Here is a 13,646-nt window from a genome sequence, read left to right on the forward strand (position 1 = left end):
CGAATCGGGCTGCGACGTCGGGGGTGGGTTAGCAATCGACGCGCGGCGTGAGTACGGTCGCTATCGCCCCTGGTTATCCGGGGGATGTAGACGTCCCGGCCCCGCCGGGAGTTGACGGATTTGCACACGACGAGACGGAGGAACCGTGGCCCTTCCCCAGTTGACCGACGAGCAGCGTGCTGCTGCTCTGGAGAAGGCGGCTGCCGCCCGCAAGGCCCGGGCTGAGCTCAAGGAGCGCCTCAAGCGCGGCGGCACCGACCTGAAGCAGGTCCTGAAGGATGCCGAAGAGGACGAGATCCTCGGCAAGATGAAGGTCTCGGCCCTGCTCGAAGCCCTGCCGAAGGTGGGCAAGGTCAAGGCGCAGGAGATCATGACCGAGCTGGAGATCGCTCCGACCCGTCGCCTGCGTGGCCTCGGCGATCGGCAGCGCAAGGCTCTGCTCGCGCGCTTCGATTTCGAGGCCTGAGCGCGACAAGTGATTGCTGACGCACAACAGGTGTCAGGCAGCGCAGCTGCTCCGGCATCCGTCGAGAGTGGCGACGCAGTGCGGAGGGGCCGGCTGGTAGTTCTGGCCGGCCCCTCCGCCGTCGGCAAGTCGAGCGTCGTCCGACTGCTCCGCGAACGCGCGCCCGAGGTCGTGTTCAGTGTCTCGGCCACCACTCGTGACCCGCGTCCGGGCGAGGTGGACGGGCAGGACTACCACTTCGTCTCGCGCGAGGAGTTCGACCGCATGATCGACGCCGGCGACCTGCTGGAGTGGGCGGAGATCCACGGCGGACTGCAGCGGTCCGGTACGCCGGCCGCCCCGGTTCGCCGGGCGCTCGCGGACGGCAAGCCGGTCCTGCTCGAGGTCGACCTCGCGGGTGCGCGCTCCGTGCGCGCCGCGATGCCCGAGGCCGTGCTGACGTTCATGGCGCCGCCCAGCTGGGAGACGCTGGTGTCGCGGCTGACCGGCCGGGGCACCGAACCCGCCGACGTCGTCGAGCGTCGGCTGCAGACCGCGAAGGTCGAATTGGCCGCGCAGGACGAGTTCGACACGGTCATCGTGAACGAGGACGTCAGCCGGGCCTGCGACGAGTTGGTATCCTTGTTGGTTGGACGGCAGCCCTGACGGGCGCCGCCCGCTATTCCGACATTCAATTTGGCACTTTCGAGTCCAGTTCAGGAGTAACCGAGTGAGCAGCACCGAAGCAGTTGTGTCCGACACCGCAGGTCGTGGCGCCCTGCCTGCCTACGACACCCCGCTCGGCATCACCAATCCGCCCATCGACGAACTGCTCGAGCGCACGTCGTCGAAGTACGCGCTGGTCATCTACTCGGCCAAGCGTGCCCGCCAGATCAACGACTACTACAACCAGCTCGGCGACGGCATCCTCGAGTACGTCGGCCCCCTGGTCGAGCCGGGCCTGCAGGAGAAGCCGCTGTCGATCGCGCTCCGCGAGATCCACGCCGACCTGCTCGAGCACACCGAAGGCGAGTGAGCGGAGGAGGGCCCGTGCCCGGTCCGCAGTCCGGCGCGGCAGCTGAGGGCGCCGGCGGCTCCGACGCCCCCCGGCGGATCGTCGTCGGCGTGGGCGGGGGTATCGCCGCCTACAAGAGCTGTGCGCTGATCCGTAGTTTCACCGAGAGTGGTCACCGCGTCCGGGTGATCCCGACCGAGTCGGCGCTCAACTTCGTCGGCCGGGCCACGTTCGAGGCGCTGTCGGGCAGTCCCGTCGAGACGGGAGTGTTCGCCGACGTGCCCGAGGTGGCTCACGTCCGTCTCGGCCAGGAGGCCGATCTCGTCGTCATCGCCCCCGCCACCGCGGACCTCATGGCCCGCGCCGTGGCCGGCCGGGCGGACGACCTGCTCACCGCCACCCTGCTCACCGCCCGTTGTCCGGTGGTGTTCGCCCCGGCGATGCACACGGAGATGTGGGAGCACCCCGCCACGGTCGCGAATGTGGCGACGCTGCGGGAGCGCGGCAACATCGTCGTCGAACCGGCGTCGGGCCGGCTCACCGGCAAGGACACCGGGGCGGGCCGCATGCCCGAACCGGAGGAGATCTTCGGTCTGGCGTCGTTGCTGCTCGAGCGGGCCGGCGCGCTGCCCCGCGACCTCGAAGGTCGCCGTCTCGTCGTCTCCGCGGGCGGCACGCGTGAGCCGCTCGACCCGGTCCGGTACCTCGGCAACCGCAGCTCCGGCAAGCAGGGCTTCGCGATCGCCCGTCTCGCCGCCCAGCGGGGTGCGCAGGTGACGCTGATCGCGGGTGCGACCGCCGAACTGGCCGACCCGGCCGCGGTGGACGTCGTCGACGTCCGCACCGCCGAGCAGATGCGTGAAGCCGTCATGAAGCACGCCGTGGACGCCGATGCGGTGGTCATGTCGGCCGCCGTGGCGGACTTCCGTCCGGCCTCCGTCGCGACCAGCAAGATCAAGAAGGGCGCCGGCGAACCGGACTCGATTCCGCTGATCAAAAACGATGACATTCTTGCGGGACTGGTGCAGGCTCGGCGAGACGGCACCCTCGCGTCCGACACCGCGATCGTGGGCTTCGCGGCGGAGACGGGAGACGCGTCGGGCAGTGTTCTCGACCATGCGCGCGCGAAATTGGCGCGCAAGGGCTGCGACCTCCTCGTCGTGAATGCCGTCGGCGACGGCAAGGCGTTCGAGGTCGATCACAACGACGGTTGGTTGCTCGGTGCCGACGGAACGGAGACGGCGATCGAACCCGGCTCCAAGGCGCTGATGGCCAGCCGGGTGCTCGATGCGGTCGCGGGGCTGTTGGCTCCCCGATAGCGGGGCCTGCGGTCGGCGGCGCACCGGGCTCGCGCCTGGCACAGTCGCCGACTGCGGTATTGAATAGAAGTAGAAACGAAAATCAACTCAGGTGTCGTAGCGGGGCCGAGGGAATGCGATACAGGAGTTTCGCATTGTCGGCTCCGGACAAACGTCGAGAGGGAGATCTGTGAGCACGTCCGGCAAGCGGCTATTCACCAGTGAGTCCGTGACCGAAGGTCACCCGGACAAGATCTGTGATGCCATCAGTGACTCCATTCTCGACGCGATGCTCGAGGCGGATCCGCGCAGCCGTGTCGCGGTCGAGACGCTGGTGACCACCGGGCAGGTCCACGTCGCCGGCGAGGTGACGACGTCGGCGTACGTCGACATCCCCAAGATCGTTCGGGACAAGGTCCTCGAGATCGGCTACGACTCCTCGGCCAAGGGCTTCGACGGCAACTCCTGCGGCGTGAACATCGCGATCGGCGCGCAGTCGCCCGAGATCGCCCAGGGTGTGGACCACTCGCACGAGGCCCGCGTCGGCGGGACCGCGGACGACGAGATCGAGCGCCAGGGCGCCGGCGACCAGGGCCTGATGTTCGGCTACGCGTGCACCGACACCCCGGAGCTGATGCCGCTGCCGATCGCGCTGGCGCACCGCCTCTCGCGTCGCCTCACCGAGGTCCGCAAGACGGGTGTGCTGCCCTACCTGCGTCCGGACGGCAAGACCCAGGTCACCATCGAGTACGACGGCGACCGTGCGGTCCGCCTCGACACCGTGGTCATCTCGACCCAGCACGCGGCCGACATCGACCTCGACAACCTGCTCACCCCGGATCTGCGGGAGAAGGTGCTCGGCCACGTGCTGTCCGAGCTGACCATCGATCTCGACACCTCGAACGTCCGCCTGCTGGTGAACCCGACGGGCAAGTTCGTGCTGGGCGGACCGATGGGCGACGCCGGCCTCACCGGGCGCAAGATCATCGTCGACACCTACGGCGGCATGGCCCGTCACGGCGGCGGCGCCTTCTCCGGCAAGGATCCGTCGAAGGTGGACCGTTCGGCGGCCTACGCGATGCGGTGGGTGGCCAAGAACGCGGTCGCGGCCGGGCTCGCGGACCGTATCGAGGTCCAGGTCGCGTACGCGATCGGCAAGGCGGCGCCCGTGGGTCTGTTCGTCGAGGCGTTCGGCACCGAAAAGGTCGACGTCGCGACCATCCAGCGGGCGATCAGCGAGGTCTTCGACCTGCGTCCGGGTGCGATCATCCGCGACCTGGACCTGCTGCGCCCCATCTACGGCGCGACCGCCGCGTACGGCCACTTCGGTCGCACCGACGTGGATCTGCCCTGGGAGCGCACCGACCGCGCGGAGAAGCTGCGCGCGGCCGCCGGTCTCTGACGCGCACCGAAAGTCCGCTCGCTGACCGGCCCTGACAAGACAGCGGCAGCACACGCGCCCGTGGCGCGGGTGCTGCCGCTGCTTCCTGTTGCGCATCTGGACCGGGAATTCGACTATCTGGTTCCTGCGGAGCTCGACGAACAGGCGCGCCCCGGCGTCCGGGTGCGGGTGCGGTTCTCGGGCCGGCTGGTCGACGGCTTCCTGCTCGAGCGGATCGAGACGAGCGAGCACGGTGGCAAGCTCGCATGGCTCGACCGTGTCGTGTCCGGCGAGCCGGTCCTGACGCCCGAGGTGCAGCAGCTGGTGGACGCCGTCGCCGAGCGGTACGCGGGCACGCGCGCCGACGTGCTGCGCCTGGCCGTCCCGCCGCGGCACGCCAAGGTCGAATCCGAAGCGAGCCAACCGGTTCCGCCACCCGCCGCGCCGGCGGTCGACGCCACCGCCTGGTCGTCGTACGTGTACGGGGACAACTTCGTCGAGGCGCTCGGCGCCGGCCGGGCCCCGCGCGCGGTGTGGCAGGCGTTGCCGGGGGAGGACTGGTGCGCGCGCCTGGCCGAACTGGCCGGGACGACGGCCGCGTCCGGCCGCGGCGTGGTGCTCGTCGTACCCGACCAGCGGGACCTCGACCGTCTGGTGCAGGCGTGCGCGAGTCTGCTCGGCTCGGAGCACGTCGTGGGACTGGCGGCGGGACTGGGACCGTCCGCGCGGTACCGGCGGTGGCTGGCAGCCCTGCGGGGGACCGCGCGGGTCGTGGTCGGGACCCGCGCGTCGGTGTTCGCCCCCACCCCGGACCTCGGACTCGTGGTGGTGTGGGACGACGGCGACAGCAGCCTGGCCGAGCCGCGGTCCCCGTACCCCCATGCCAGGGAGGTCGCGCTGCTGCGCGCCCACAACACCGGGTGCGCGCTCGTGCTGGCCGGACACGCGCGGACCGCGGAGGCGCAGGCGCTCGTGGACTCCGGCTGGGCCCACGACCTGGTCGCGGCGCGGGACGTCGTCCGCGTGCGTGCCCCCAAGGTGACGGCGCTCGCGGACAGCGACCACGCGCTCGCGCGGGATCCCGGTGCCCGCGCCGCGCGGTTGCCGGCCATCGCCTTCGCCGCCGCCCGTGAGGCACTGGCGGCGGGTTGCGGTGTCCTGGTTCAGGTTCCGCGACGTGGCTACGTGCCGTCGTTGGCGTGTGCCAAGTGCCGGACGCCCGCGCGCTGCCGTCGGTGCAACGGTCCGCTGGCATTGCCCGCCGCCGCGGGTCCGGACGGTGCCGGCTCGCCGACGTGCAAGTGGTGCGGCGTCGCCGACACGAATCACCGCTGTCACGCGTGCGGGGCGCGGGCCTTGCGGGCCGTCGTCGTCGGGGCCGGGCGTACCGCGGAGGAACTCGGCCGCGCGTTCCCCGGGGTCGCAGTGCACACCTCGGGTGGCGCCGACGTCAAGGCGGAGGTCGACCCGGGGCCGAAATTGATCGTGTCCACGGTGGGCGCCGAACCGGTGATGCCGGGCGGCTACGGCGCCGCGTTGCTGCTTGACGGGTGGGCGCTGCTGGGACGCGCGGATCTGCGGGCCGCGGAGGAGACGCTGCGGCGGTGGATGACCGCGTCGGCGCTCGTGCGCTCACACGCCGACGGGGGGCAGGTGGTCGTCGTGGCTGACTCGGGTATCCCGACCGTCCAGGCGCTGGTGCGCTGGGACCCCGTCTGGCACGCGCGTGGCCAGCTCGGGGAACGCGCGGAAGTCGGATTCCCGCCCGCGGTGCACATGGCGGCGGTCGACGGCACCGGCGTGACGGTCGCCGAGATTCTGGAACTGGCCGCGCTGCCCGACGGGGCGGAGGTGCTGGGACCGGTGCCGCTCCCGCCGGGCGAGCGGCTGCCGTTCTCGAGCGACGAGCCGGAACCGGACGAGGTGGAGCGGATGCTGGTGCGAGTGCCGCGCAGCGCGGGCCGGGCACTGGCGAAGGGCCTCGCCGAGGCGCAGGCCGTCCGCAGCGCTCGCCGCTCCGCGGGGCCGGTACGGGTCCAGGTGGATCCGCTGCGGATCGGCTAGATCTTCCGCGCGTCGACGACGCACAACCCGGGGCGTGAGTGGTCGCGCGCACCCCGATACCGGCACGGCGGCGCCCGAACCTCCGAAATACGTCGGCGCCTGGACCTACACTTCGCGGTATGGGCGCGCGGGAAGTGCCACACGATGCGATCGCCGAGGCCGCCGATGCGGTCGCGGAGAAGATCGACGTCCTGCTCGAGCGTGCCACCGACGCCGTTCTGGGCGCACCGCAGCCTGGCTCCGAGGCCTGGCGGCAGGCTTGGGCTGCACGGGAAACCGATGCCGGCCACGCCGCGCGGGCGCACCGCGCACGGGTGAAAATCGCAATCGCCGAGGCCGCCGGGGTGGACGCGCGACCCGAAGTCGACAGGGCACGGCGTGCAGGGCTGCTCACGAGAGAGCCCGCCGCGCAGGCGCCGGAGAAACCGCCACGACGACGCAGGTCGCCGCAGGGCGGCAGCGATCAGCTCTCGATGTGGTGATCGTCCTGCGCGACTGCTCTGCGCCCCGGCGGAGTCAAGAGATGGTGACGGGGCCGGTCGTTCCTGTGACGGCCCAGTGCTCCTCGGTGCGCTCGAGGACGTAGGCGAGTGCGATTCCGCAGTCGATTCCGCACCAGAGCCCCGTACCGATCCGAACCGTCCCATCGTCTTGGTACTGGGGTGCGGCGAGCCCGATGACGACACCGTCATTCTCGACTCCGGTCAGCCCTACCCGTCCGACATCGGTATGTTGCTCGGGCTCCGTCACGAATTCGACTGGCGGCAGATCGGTGGATTGTTCGGTGATCTCCTTCTTCAGGTCAGGGCTGAACTGTGGACCGTCGGCTGCGATGGCCAACTCCGCGCTACGCGAGGCGGCGCCATCGACGACATAGACATGCTCCACTTTCGACGGCGACCGAGCGAACGGATTGTCGACCAGGATCAATTGGCGCAGAGCGGCGGAGTAGAGCAGTGCCGGCTCACTCGGTGGCGGTGGACTCGTCGCCGTGGTGACCTGGTCGTCGGCACCGGTACCTGCACAGCCAGTGACGGCGACAGCCATGGCAGTCGCCGTGACAGCTGCTCGAAAATTCATACTCCGGACGCTACTCACCACCGAACCGACATCGCAGGCCAATTCTCTTGGAACGACCGTGCAATTTGTACGTGTGCCGGGGTCGTCTCCCGTGCCCGCGCGGGCGATAACGGCGTCACTGTTCTCGGACACCGAGTTGTACCCCGTTCCGCTGGAAACGTCATTCGCGCTCCGGTCCGAGTCGTTCTCGCCGGGACGAAACCGCCGTACGAATATACGATCCGGGCACCGAGGAATCCTCGACACCGGGAAGGCTCATGGGATTTCGGATGGCTGGACGTATCAGTGGGCACGCCCGGACGCGTACACAGGCGGTGTTGTCCCTGGGGATTTTTCTGGGACTGGGCGCGGTGGGTACGTTGGCGTCGTGGTCCGACAACGCCAGTGCGACCAGCGGTGTGTTCACCACTGGCACAATCGAAATGAAGTTGGACGGATCGCGTCCCACCCACCGCTTCGCGGCGCTGGAGAAGACCGGCATGCTTCGCGGTGACAGCGTCGCCGCAATGCTGCCCGTGCAAAACACTGGTACCACGAACTTCTCGTACGTCGCCAAGGTCATCACAACTGGCGACTCCAGCCTTGCGAACAGCCTCACCGTGGCTGTGAGGAACGGGGGAAGCAGCAACGGAGCAACGTGCGCCGGCGGTACGCCGATCAGTTCGACGACGTTGTCGACCAAGGCGCCGGTCGACCTCGTTCCGGCGCGGACTCTCGCATCGAAGGCCCAGGACACGCTGTGTTTCCAGATCACCCTGAGTTCATCGGCGCCCGACGACACGCGGATGAAGTACCTCGGCGCTACGTTCCAGTTCACAGCCACGGCCCCGCCAGCGTCGGCTGGCCCTCGAGCCGGCGAGTAGTGAGGAGAATCAGCGTGCTCGAGCCCCGGAATCTCTGCTCCCGAACGGTGTCGCTACGGTCCGCCCTCGCGGCCGCCGGTATCGCGCTCGTGACGTGGGGGGTGTCGGAAGTGCCCAGCACGCTGGCCGCGTTCACCGACGCATCCGCGGCGAACGTGTCGAGGATCGCGACGGGAAACTACTATCCCACGCCGCTGGCGAACGGTTTCGAGTGCACCACCAGTGGCTTTTCCGTCAGCGAGCGCGCGAATATCAAATGGAATGCAGTGCCCGGGGCGACGGGGTATCGAATTGTCTATGTGAAAGCCTCGGACGGCACGGTGGTAGGTACGCCGCAGAATCTGCCCGCGTCGCAAACGTCCGTCACCGGTATCACCGTCCCGCGCAACGAGGAGAGATTTGTCCGCCTGCACACGCTCAATGGTCCGGCTACGTCGAGTGGATACAGGGCTGCGGGACTCACGTACGGCGACCTGGTATCCAGTCGAACGAAATGTAGCGGAAACTACAAAAATGTCGAGAACCAAGCTTGGGAAAATCAGACCGCCTGGACGCCCGCAGAGCTGGGGCCCAGGCAAGTAGAGTCTGTTCAGTCGTTCGGCTTGGCCGAGCCCGATCCTGGCGATCCGACGCCTTCGTCGACGCCGACCGCGCCGCCGAGTGGGTCGGACGCCCCTTCCACCAGCACGTCGGCTACCACGCCACCTTCGACCGCGCTATCGCCGACCGAGCCCACCACGACGCGACCGCCGTCCGAAGTTCCCACGTCGTCCTCGACGCCACCCAGTCCGGACGTCGAACCGATCGATCTCGGTGAGGGGCGGACGGCGAAACTGGTCGACGAGAACGGGTCGACTTCGGTGGTGATTCTCTTGGACGACACAGAACAGTGCAACGCGGAAATCCCCGGTGCCGCAACGATCGAGGACAACGGCGACGGCAGAATCGCGGTAGCGAACGTCGATGGAGAGGTCCGGTACATGGACGTTGCCACGTGCGAGATCAGCTGACGGAGCTGTGAATCACGTGGTCCGGGCCCGCCGGGGCGCTGCGCACCGCCCGGTCAGCCAGCGGCCGGCTCGACGGGAAGCCACAGTTCACATGTCGCTGTGCTGAAGTCGTCCGCGCGTTCCGACACCGCGACGATCTCCGGACCCGGCCGCGAACGCCACGGGTTGGATGGAAACCACTCGGTTGCGGTCGCGGCCCAAGTGGTCTGCAGAACCTGCGGATACGGTCCGTTGGTGTGGAAGACCGCCCACCTGCCGGCCGGCACCTCGATGGTATCGAGGTCCTCCGGCGTAGGGGTGTCGCGGGAGACGGCAGCGCCGTGCAGGTAGGTCAGTTCGCTGCCCTCGGCACGATCCGGGTCGAGGTCGTCGCAGACTGCCAACAAACCCGCCGGCTCGATCTCGCTGAGGGCCTTCAACCGCAGATGTTCCTCCTGTGGCAACGCGGCGATGTGTCGTTCGATGTGCGGGTTGACGCCCTGGTGGATCAGTGGAACGCGGGCGGCGTGTCCGACGAGCCGGAACGCGGGCTGGTCGACGATGCGGGTGTCCAACGGTCTGCTCCCTTCGACACTCAGGTGGAACCTGAGTTGCGGTTGTGTTCGAAGGGGGCCTCCGTCGCGACGCACATCACTCGGGCCCGCACCGTGCACCGCCCGGAACGCCCGCCCGAATGCCTCGGTCGAGCCGTATCCGTACCGGACGGCGATGCCGAGGAGATCGCCCTCGCCCCGGACGACTGCGGCCGCGGCGACGGTCATCCGGCGTCGGCGGACGTACTCCGACAGCGGCATACCGGCCAGTGATGAGAACATCCTGCGCAGGTGGTGTTCGGTCGTACCGAGCGCCCTGGCTACATCCTTGACGTCGAACTCCTCGGTGAGGTGTTGCTCGACGAGGTCGACGAGCCGGTTGAGTGACGAGATCACGAGCCCTCCCTTCGATGTCTACCCTCGCCGAGGGCGCCCCGGCCGCGCCCGATCGCTGCGACCCGATTCGATCAGATGCTTGCTGATGCGGCGCAGGTACCGAGAGAACCCTCCCAAGGGCTCAGCAAGAGGTGTGCACGTGCCCTCTCTTTCGTGGTGTCTGTGCGAGCAACCGGCAACCCTCGCCCAGCGGAAACACCCCCTCCTCGCGTGGACACCACCTGGATCAGCGGGTCCAGAAGTCTTCTGGCCGGCGGCCGGGAGTGAATCCGTGGTGCTCGATCATCGCGACGGCTTCGGGGAAGTTGTCGGCGAGAGCTTCGGGGACGTGTGCGTCGCTGCCGAAGGTGACGGCACGTCCGCCTTCTTCGCTCCACCACTGGGGTATCCACGGCCGTAGTCGTCGTGTGTTGATTTCGAGAGCTCGTTCGCTGTCGGCGATCGCTTTCATGGCGGTCCGGAATCGCTCCTCGAAATGGCGGGGGTCGAAGGGGCCGGCAGCGGTGGGCCATGCTCGGACGGCGTAGTCGATGTGGCAGAACACTTCGAACTCGTCTGCCCCTGAGACCATCCGGGGAATCTCGTCGAGGTAGGCGTTGACTACGTCGTCTGGATGCCACTGTCGGTAGAGCGTGTTGGGTTCGTAGCGGTCCTCGCCGACCTTCAGCGTGTGTAAGGAGCCGTTGACACGGTCGATGGCAGACAGATCGACGAGCTCGGCAGCGTTGTCGGCGTATAGGTGCGGTTGGCCGAACTCGACGCCGGTGAGGATCGTCAATTCGGGAAAACGGTGGCGGCAGCGGTCGATGCTGTCGAGGTAGCCGACGATGTCCAGGGGCGGGGGCGCGAGGTATCCGCGCGAGTCGAGCAGCGACTGTTGGTGCGGGAGTAGGTCTTCGGGTTCGGTGCGCCACGTGCTGTCGAAGTCGAAGTGTTCGGTGAACACGACGGCGGGCAAGCCGATCGCGAGAGCGCGCTCGCACATGAGGCGCATGCGGCCGGCGGCGGAGGATGAGGGTCCGCCGGTGTCCCAGGACCATTCGGAGTGGACGTGGCTGTCGGCGGGAAGACGAGTGGGCACGAGAACTCCTGCGAGGACGGATGGGTGCAGGGGCCGTGCTCCGGGCCTGCACGCATCGAGCGATCGACTCGATGGGGACGCGGACGGTGGTGTTCGCGAGGACGGAGATGTCCAAGTGTTGTTCAGGGTGTGTGAGCGTCGAGGATGGTGGTGGGGGCAGGACCGTGGTTGGCGAGGTAGTTGTGCGCGGCGGCTGTGACGTCGACGTCGGTGGTGGGGGTGCGGACGACGGGGTGCCCGTTGGGCCAAACGGTCCAGTGGGCTTCGGGGTTGGCGTGAGTGAGGGCTTGTCCGAGAAGCAGCCCGATCTGGGTGAAGAGTTGGTGTTGGAGGTCGGGGTCGTCTTGTAGCTGGGAGAGGCGCCGTTCGGTGGCTGTGAGGGTGCCGCGGGTCCGGTCGTGGGGTTCGTCGTGGTCGGCGAGCCACTGCCAGAGTTCGGTCGGTTCGAGTAGCGGTGAGCGCGCGTCCAGGACACCGCCGCTGGGTCCGGGGCCGTAGAGCACGATGCCGCGCGCGATCCCGTAGCGGGGACCGATTTTGAGTAGTCGCTGGACGACGAGCGGTAGGCGGGAGCTGACTGAGCTGGAGAGGGTCATGTCGAGCCAGTTCTCGATGGGAGGCATGGTGCGACGCTAACGCGATCCGCGACGGTCCACGGCGTCCTGGCCGGACTGTCGCACACCGGATATTCGGGGACCGGCACGCGTTCACCTGGTCCAGACCGCGCTCACCACGCGCTCACCGGCGTCTGCGGAACACCAAGGCGCTCCATCCGATCAATCCGACCAAGGCGAGTCCAGCGATCGCCAGTACCGGCGTCGGTAGTGCGGCGGTCATCCGGGTCTGCCAACTGATCGCGGCCGTGGGTGCGGCTTCTCGGGGAGGGTGGGGTGGCCCGTACACCTTCTCGGTGACGGATCGGATGTCGAACGGGGCGCCGGTGTACGGGCCGCAGGCGTGGCCTTCCCACGCGGCATCGACGTCGTACGGCTTGGAGACGAAGAGTAGGTACTCGTCCCCGATTTGGTAGCTGGTTCCACACCCGTTGCCGTTCGAGAGGGTGCCGACTGTCGTTGTGGAGCTCACATCACCCTCGAATACTTGTGAATCCTCGAATTCGTAAGTGTCGGTGAACCCGTCCGAGACCTTGTCGGTCGCGCGGGCGACAAAGACCGCGGACGCGTGCGAGACGGCTTCCTCCGGTGTTTCGCTGCTGACGCACGAGCAGGCAGATGCGGTCCCAGGTGTAGCCAGCACGATCGATCCTGCGATGAGAAGTCCGCTGGCACAGGCCGTGACGTATCGCGAGAAGTAGTGGAGGTAGTGGCGCGTTCGGGAATCCGCAGCGGATTTGCCGATGGTCATCGTGCCAGTGAAGCATTTCGTGTTGCCGACTCGCGTGTGGCTGGGCCGTCAGGCACGTTCGCACCGGAGATGTCACGCCCAGGGAATCACGTGGAATATCCCACAAGCACTTCCGTGCTCGCTGGTCTGGAACTTCGCCACCGGCGTTCCGCGGTCATCGAGCACGCTGACCTGGTCGAAGGCCGCGACCCCCGGTCCGGGGCACCGGTGACCCACCTCGGGCGCGTCGGGTAGTGCCAGGAGAGTACTCCGGACTTCGATGCCGTCGGCGATGATCGATGCGGGCAGAACGAGGTCTCCCGTCATGGCCTCGAGTGCTGTTTCACTCGCCGACTCGAGCTCGAGGCTCGGGTGGTGCAGGTAGTGACAGCGGGTGAGCGTCACACCCGAGGTGGACGGGTTTTTCTTGTACGAGAGGAGCCATTCCCGTCCGAACAAGCTGTCCACGTTGCCGTACCACGCGCGCGCGGCGCAGTCCGCGGGCCCCTCGGACGCGTCGACAGTTGTCGACTCTGGCTCGCTCGCCGTCGGCTCCGCGGTCGGGCTGTCGGGAGCGCAGCCGGCGAGCAGGAGTGGGGCGGCCGCGGCCAGGATGGCCAGCCCAGCGCGAGCGGTGATGGTCATGCGTAGATACGGTAGGTGCGCCGTGCCGAATTCGATGCCGACCTCGCCGAACCGACGTCGCGTCTGCGACCGGCCGATCCCCGTCCCGGGGCCCACGGGGATCGGTCAGCTCTCCCGGACGTCGACGACGTACATCCGGGTGCGTGAGCGGTCGAGGAAATTCTTCTCGTCGGCCTCGATCGCGGCGGCCACCTCCGGTCGCGCGTGGGTGGTGAGCATCGCGTCGTAGCCGGCGCGGTCGGCGAACACGAACTCGCTGACGACGTCGAAATCGGGGTCGGTGGCGCCGTCGGCGCCGATCGCGGTGCCCCGGTCGAGATAGTTGCGGCGGTACTCGACGATCTGCGGCAGGAGACTGCGGATCAGCTTCGCGTGGTTGTTCTCGTAGTACTCGACGAACTGGTGGTGGGTGAGGTCCGGACGACGGGCGAGGAGGGCTACGGCCTTGATCATCGGCCGACCGTACGCCCGCGGCGGCCGCGCGGAACAGG

At 68.3% G+C, this 13,646-nt stretch carries 16 protein-coding genes; 9 read left to right on the plus strand and 7 right to left on the minus strand.

Features of this window, described 5'->3' with window-relative positions; translation table 11 throughout:
• Window positions 1-145: 145 nt before the first annotated feature.
• From mihF to E7742_RS06585, 7 genes are all read left to right on the plus strand, one after another.
• Window positions 146-466: an integration host factor, actinobacterial type gene (gene mihF, locus E7742_RS06555; RefSeq protein WP_007535578.1), complete on the plus strand. Its 321-nt coding sequence runs from the start codon at window positions 146-148 to the stop codon at window positions 464-466.
• A 78-nt stretch (window positions 467-544) separates the two neighbouring features.
• The gene (gene gmk, locus E7742_RS06560; protein ID WP_137798218.1) at window positions 545-1,111 is read left to right on the plus strand and encodes a guanylate kinase; all 567 of its coding nucleotides are present in this window, start codon (window positions 545-547) and stop codon (window positions 1,109-1,111) included.
• An 85-nt stretch (window positions 1,112-1,196) separates the two neighbouring features.
• Window positions 1,197-1,481, plus strand: a complete 285-nt coding sequence (gene rpoZ, locus E7742_RS06565) for a DNA-directed RNA polymerase subunit omega (RefSeq protein ID WP_207390550.1) — start codon at window positions 1,197-1,199, stop codon at window positions 1,479-1,481.
• Window positions 1,482-1,495: 14 nt separating this feature from the next.
• Window positions 1,496-2,779, plus strand: coding sequence for a bifunctional phosphopantothenoylcysteine decarboxylase/phosphopantothenate--cysteine ligase CoaBC (gene coaBC / locus E7742_RS06570; protein ID WP_137798219.1), 1,284 nt, complete (start codon window positions 1,496-1,498; stop codon window positions 2,777-2,779).
• 169 nt (window positions 2,780-2,948) lie between these two features.
• Window positions 2,949-4,160: a methionine adenosyltransferase gene (gene metK / locus E7742_RS06575; protein WP_137798220.1), complete on the plus strand. Its 1,212-nt coding sequence runs from the start codon at window positions 2,949-2,951 to the stop codon at window positions 4,158-4,160.
• Window positions 4,161-4,181: 21 nt separating this feature from the next.
• A complete protein-coding gene (locus tag E7742_RS06580) occupies window positions 4,182-6,203 on the plus strand; it encodes a primosomal protein N' (RefSeq protein WP_175420584.1) in 2,022 nt (673 codons plus the stop codon).
• A gap of 119 nt (window positions 6,204-6,322) precedes the next feature.
• Window positions 6,323-6,685 carry a hypothetical protein gene (locus E7742_RS06585; RefSeq protein WP_137798221.1) on the plus strand — a complete coding sequence of 121 codons (363 nt, stop codon included), beginning with the start codon at window positions 6,323-6,325 and terminating at the stop codon, window positions 6,683-6,685.
• A gap of 34 nt (window positions 6,686-6,719) precedes the next feature.
• Here the strand turns inward: E7742_RS06585 and E7742_RS06590 are convergent, their stop codons facing one another.
• Window positions 6,720-7,250 (minus strand): hypothetical protein, encoded by a 531-nt coding sequence (locus tag E7742_RS06590; RefSeq protein WP_137798222.1) that lies wholly within the window; start codon window positions 7,248-7,250, stop codon window positions 6,720-6,722.
• Window positions 7,251-7,552: 302 nt separating this feature from the next.
• On the opposite strand from E7742_RS06590, the gene E7742_RS06595 reads away from it, so the two are divergent.
• Window positions 7,553-8,146, plus strand: coding sequence for a SipW-dependent-type signal peptide-containing protein (locus E7742_RS06595; protein WP_175420422.1), 594 nt, complete (start codon window positions 7,553-7,555; stop codon window positions 8,144-8,146).
• A 110-nt stretch (window positions 8,147-8,256) separates the two neighbouring features.
• On the plus strand, window positions 8,257-9,156 hold the full coding sequence (locus E7742_RS06600) for a hypothetical protein (protein ID WP_137798224.1): 900 nt from the start codon (window positions 8,257-8,259) through the stop codon (window positions 9,154-9,156).
• A gap of 53 nt (window positions 9,157-9,209) precedes the next feature.
• Here E7742_RS06600 and E7742_RS06605 read toward each other — a convergent pair whose 3' ends face one another.
• The 6 genes from E7742_RS06605 to E7742_RS06630 form a co-directional block, all read right to left on the minus strand.
• Entirely contained in the window at window positions 9,210-10,085 is an 876-nt protein-coding gene (locus tag E7742_RS06605) for an AraC family transcriptional regulator (protein WP_137798225.1), read from the minus strand.
• Between the two features lie 226 nt (window positions 10,086-10,311).
• Entirely contained in the window at window positions 10,312-11,166 is an 855-nt protein-coding gene (locus tag E7742_RS06610) for a PHP domain-containing protein (protein WP_137798226.1), read from the minus strand.
• Between the two features lie 122 nt (window positions 11,167-11,288).
• Entirely contained in the window at window positions 11,289-11,789 is a 501-nt protein-coding gene (locus E7742_RS23150; RefSeq protein ID WP_175420423.1) for a DUF6278 family protein, read from the minus strand.
• A 115-nt stretch (window positions 11,790-11,904) separates the two neighbouring features.
• Window positions 11,905-12,531, minus strand: coding sequence for a hypothetical protein (locus E7742_RS06620; RefSeq protein ID WP_137798227.1), 627 nt, complete (start codon window positions 12,529-12,531; stop codon window positions 11,905-11,907).
• Window positions 12,532-12,603: 72 nt separating this feature from the next.
• The gene (locus E7742_RS06625; protein WP_137798228.1) at window positions 12,604-13,155 is read right to left on the minus strand and encodes a hypothetical protein; all 552 of its coding nucleotides are present in this window, start codon (window positions 13,153-13,155) and stop codon (window positions 12,604-12,606) included.
• Between the two features lie 105 nt (window positions 13,156-13,260).
• Window positions 13,261-13,608: an EthD domain-containing protein gene (locus E7742_RS06630; RefSeq protein WP_137798229.1), complete on the minus strand. Its 348-nt coding sequence runs from the start codon at window positions 13,606-13,608 to the stop codon at window positions 13,261-13,263.
• Window positions 13,609-13,646 lie beyond the last annotated feature (38 nt).

This window comes from Rhodococcus sp. SGAir0479 (assembly GCF_005484805.1).
In the GTDB taxonomy this organism is placed as follows: Bacteria; Actinomycetota; Actinomycetes; order Mycobacteriales; family Mycobacteriaceae; genus Prescottella.